This window comes from Brevundimonas sp. UBA2416 (assembly GCF_002343105.1).
Lineage (GTDB): Bacteria > Pseudomonadota > Alphaproteobacteria > Caulobacterales > Caulobacteraceae > Brevundimonas.
The window spans coordinates 68,408-71,488 of the sequence record NZ_DDRM01000043.1; the positions used below are offsets into that span (position 1 = coordinate 68,408).

Here is a 3,081-nt window from a genome sequence, read left to right on the forward strand (position 1 = left end):
GCGGTCGAGGATGCCGCCGTGGCCCGGGATCAGGTGCGAGGTGTCCTTGACGCCGATGTCGCGCTTGATGGCGCTCATCGTCACATCGCCCGCGAAGCCGGCGGCGGGCAGGACGACAGCGACCACGGCCAGGCCCAGGCCCTCCAGCGGCGTGAACAGCGGCCCGGCGAACCAGATCAGGGCGGCGGTGGTGATCCAGCCGCCGATGAAGCCCTCCCACGTCTTGTTGGGGCTGACCCTGGGGATGATCTTGTGGCGGCCCAGCAGCTTGCCCCAGACGTACTGGGCGACGTCGTTGAACTCGGTGGCGACCAGCAGGAAGAAGACCAGCCCGGCCCCGCCGGCGGGCGCCTCGTAGGGCGGCGTCCGCATCAGGAAGGCGACGTAGCCGATGTTGTAGATGCAGGTCATCAGACCCCAGTGGAACATCGAGGCGCTCGCCAGGAAGCCGCGGGTCTGGCCGATCACCGCCATCAGCCAGGGCGTAATCAGGAAGGCGTAGACCGGGATCAGCACCAGGTAGACGCCGTAGATGTCGGCGGCGATGAAGGCGTAGTTCAGCGGGATGGCCAGATAGGCGGCCAGCACGATCAGCCGGTCCTCGCGCCGGGTCGGGGCCAGCGACAGGAATTCGCGCAGGGCGATGAACGAGACCACCGCGAACAGCGCCGTGGTCGCCTGCCAGCCCAGCAGCAGGGCCGCCGACAGCAGGGCGATCATGATCACCCAGCTGAAGATGCGCTGGCGCAGTTCGGTGTAGTCTTTCCGGGGGTTCACGACGGTCAGGACGCCCGCCACGACCGCGCCGAGGACGACCAGGCCGAACACGCCGCCCAGGCCCCAGAGCAGATGGGGATGCTGCAGGTCGAGGAAGCGCGTGATCTGGTCCAAACTCTCGTTCCCGCCCCGCGACGCCGCCGCCCGACGGAGGTTGCCGAGGCGGGCGTTCCGGTCAAGGCTCTCCGCATGGAGCGAGTCCTTAAATCGAGCGTCGTCCACGTCGCGTTCGGGTTTGTGATGATGGGCGGCTGGGCGCTGTTCGCGAACCGCGACCACGGCCTGGCGGGCGCCTGGCTGCCGGCGCTGGTGCAGGGGACCATCTCCGGCGTGCTCACAGGCATCCTCAAGAAGACGCTTGAGAGACTGGACGGGACGCTGTCGGGCGTTCTCGCCTTCATCGCGCCGCCGCTCCTGACCGCGACCTCCATCCTGGCGCTGCTGACGCTGGCCCACACCCTGATCGGCACGCCGGAGATCGTCGCCACCATCGCCGTGCCGTGGTCGGTCTCGACCCTCTACGCCATCGTCTACAACGCGGGCCTAGTCCGCGCCCGCCGGAGGGCCGCATGACCGACGCGCCTGAGAACCGCCGCCCGTTGAAGACTCGATCCGCCGGCTGGGCCGGCGCGATGGCCTCCGCGCTCGGCCGGGTCGGGATCAGCCCCGACACCATCTCCTTCTGCTCCGTCGCCTTCGCTGTGCTTGGCGCGGCGGGCCTGGCCATGGCCGGCGAGAGCGAGGGCCCAGCGCGCATCGGATGGTTGCTGCTGGCGGCGGTCTGCATCCAGCTGCGCCTGCTGGCCAACATGCTCGACGGCATGGTGGCGGTGGAGCATGGCCGGGGCGGCCCGTCCGGCCCGATCTGGAACGAACTGCCCGACCGCATCGCCGACGGCCTGTTCCTGGTCGCGGCCGGCTACAGCGCCGCGGCGGCGGGCCTGGCCGCCGGGGTCTGGCTTGGCTGGCTGACGGCGCTGCTGGCGGTGCTGACCGCCTATGTGCGCGAGCTCGGTCGGGGTCTCGGATTCACCGCCGACTTCTCCGGCCCGATGGCCAAGCCGCACCGCATGTTCGCGCTGACGGTGGCCTGTCTGGTCGCGATCGCCGAGCCGCTCTGGGGCTGGCGCGGCGGGACCATGATCCTCGCCCTGGCGATCATCGCGCTGGGCAGCGTGGCCACCGTCTGGCGTCGGACGGCCAGGTTGGCGAAGCGGCTGAGGGAGAGGGCATAGTCCCCATACTCCGCTCATCCCGGCATTCGCCGGGATGAGCGGAGAAAAAGCTATCGCTTCCCCTTCGGCCCCGTTGGCCGAGGGCCTTGCGGACGAGCGCCGGTTCGTCCTCGCGGCGCCGCGGCCCCCTTCGGCCCGGCAGGCCCGTCGCGACGCGGCCCGGCTGGGCGCGCGGATCCAGAAGGCCCCTTCGCCCCCGGACGCGCGGCCTTCGGATCACCATACCAAGTCTTCTTCGGCGCCTCGGCCTCGGTGGACCTCGGCGCGGACTTCTTCTTCGGATGCGGATAGAGCTTCGGCTTGGCCTTGGCCCAGCCGGGCTTCTTCGGCTGGCGTTCGCCCTTCAGTTCGCCGGTCTCCTGACCCGGACGCGGCTGACGGCCGTGTCTCGGGGCGGTCGGCTCATGCGGGACGCCGCCGGCCTCGCCAGAGGGGCGGCGCCGTCCGCTCCCGGGCGCGCCCTTGAACTGCACGGCATGGCCCTTCGGCATGGCCTGCGGCGGCACGATGCCCTCAAGCAGCTCGCGGATCACCCGCGGCCCGACTTCCTCGACCTCGCCGACGCCCAGGTCGCCGAGCGAGAAGGGGCCATAGCTCAGGCGCAGCAGGCGATTGACCTTCAGCCCGATCGACTCGAGCACGCGGCGCACCTCGCGGTTCTTGCCTTCAGCCAGGGTCAGGGTGATCCAGACGTTGCGCGCCCCCTCACGGTCGCCCGTCGCCTTGTCGAGCCTGGCTTCGATCGGGCCGTAGCGGACACCCTCGACGGTGACGCCGTCCTTCAGCCTGTCCAGCCGTTCCTGAGTGGCGTAGCCGAAGGCCCGGGCGCGGTAGCGGCGGATCCAGCCGGTCGCGGGCAGCTCCAGCGCCCGCGACAGCTCGCCGTCATTGGTCAGCAGCAGCAGCCCTTCGGTGGCCAGGTCGAGGCGGCCGATCGAGATCACGCGCGGCAGGCCTTCCGGCAGATGCTGGAACACGGTCGGCCGGCCCTTGGGATCGGCGTGCGTCGTCACCAGCCCGGCGGGCTTGTGATAGCGGAACAGGCGCACCGGCTCGGGGGCGCCGGCCT

4 protein-coding genes are annotated in these 3,081 nt (G+C 70.7%); 2 read left to right on the top strand and 2 right to left on the bottom strand.

Annotation, left to right across the window (positions count from 1 at the left end):
• The coding region (locus tag B3E43_RS14120) for a phosphatidate cytidylyltransferase (RefSeq protein ID WP_292030573.1) at window positions 1-891 on the bottom strand (891 nt) is incomplete at its 3' end.
• A 75-nt stretch (window positions 892-966) separates the two neighbouring features.
• Between B3E43_RS14120 and B3E43_RS14125 the strand changes: the two genes are divergently transcribed.
• Together B3E43_RS14125 and B3E43_RS14130 are read left to right on the top strand one after the other, a co-directional pair.
• Entirely contained in the window at window positions 967-1,350 is a 384-nt protein-coding gene (locus tag B3E43_RS14125) for a hypothetical protein (RefSeq protein WP_292030575.1), read from the top strand.
• Window positions 1,347-2,012 carry a CDP-alcohol phosphatidyltransferase family protein gene (locus B3E43_RS14130; RefSeq protein WP_292030576.1) on the top strand — a complete coding sequence of 222 codons (666 nt, stop codon included), beginning with the start codon at window positions 1,347-1,349 and terminating at the stop codon, window positions 2,010-2,012. The genes B3E43_RS14125 and B3E43_RS14130 overlap by 4 nt, the downstream gene beginning before the upstream one ends.
• A 50-nt stretch (window positions 2,013-2,062) precedes the next feature.
• Here B3E43_RS14130 and B3E43_RS14135 read toward each other — a convergent pair.
• On the bottom strand, window positions 2,063-3,081 hold a 1,019-nt coding region (locus B3E43_RS14135; protein WP_292030578.1), incomplete at its 5' end, for a pseudouridine synthase.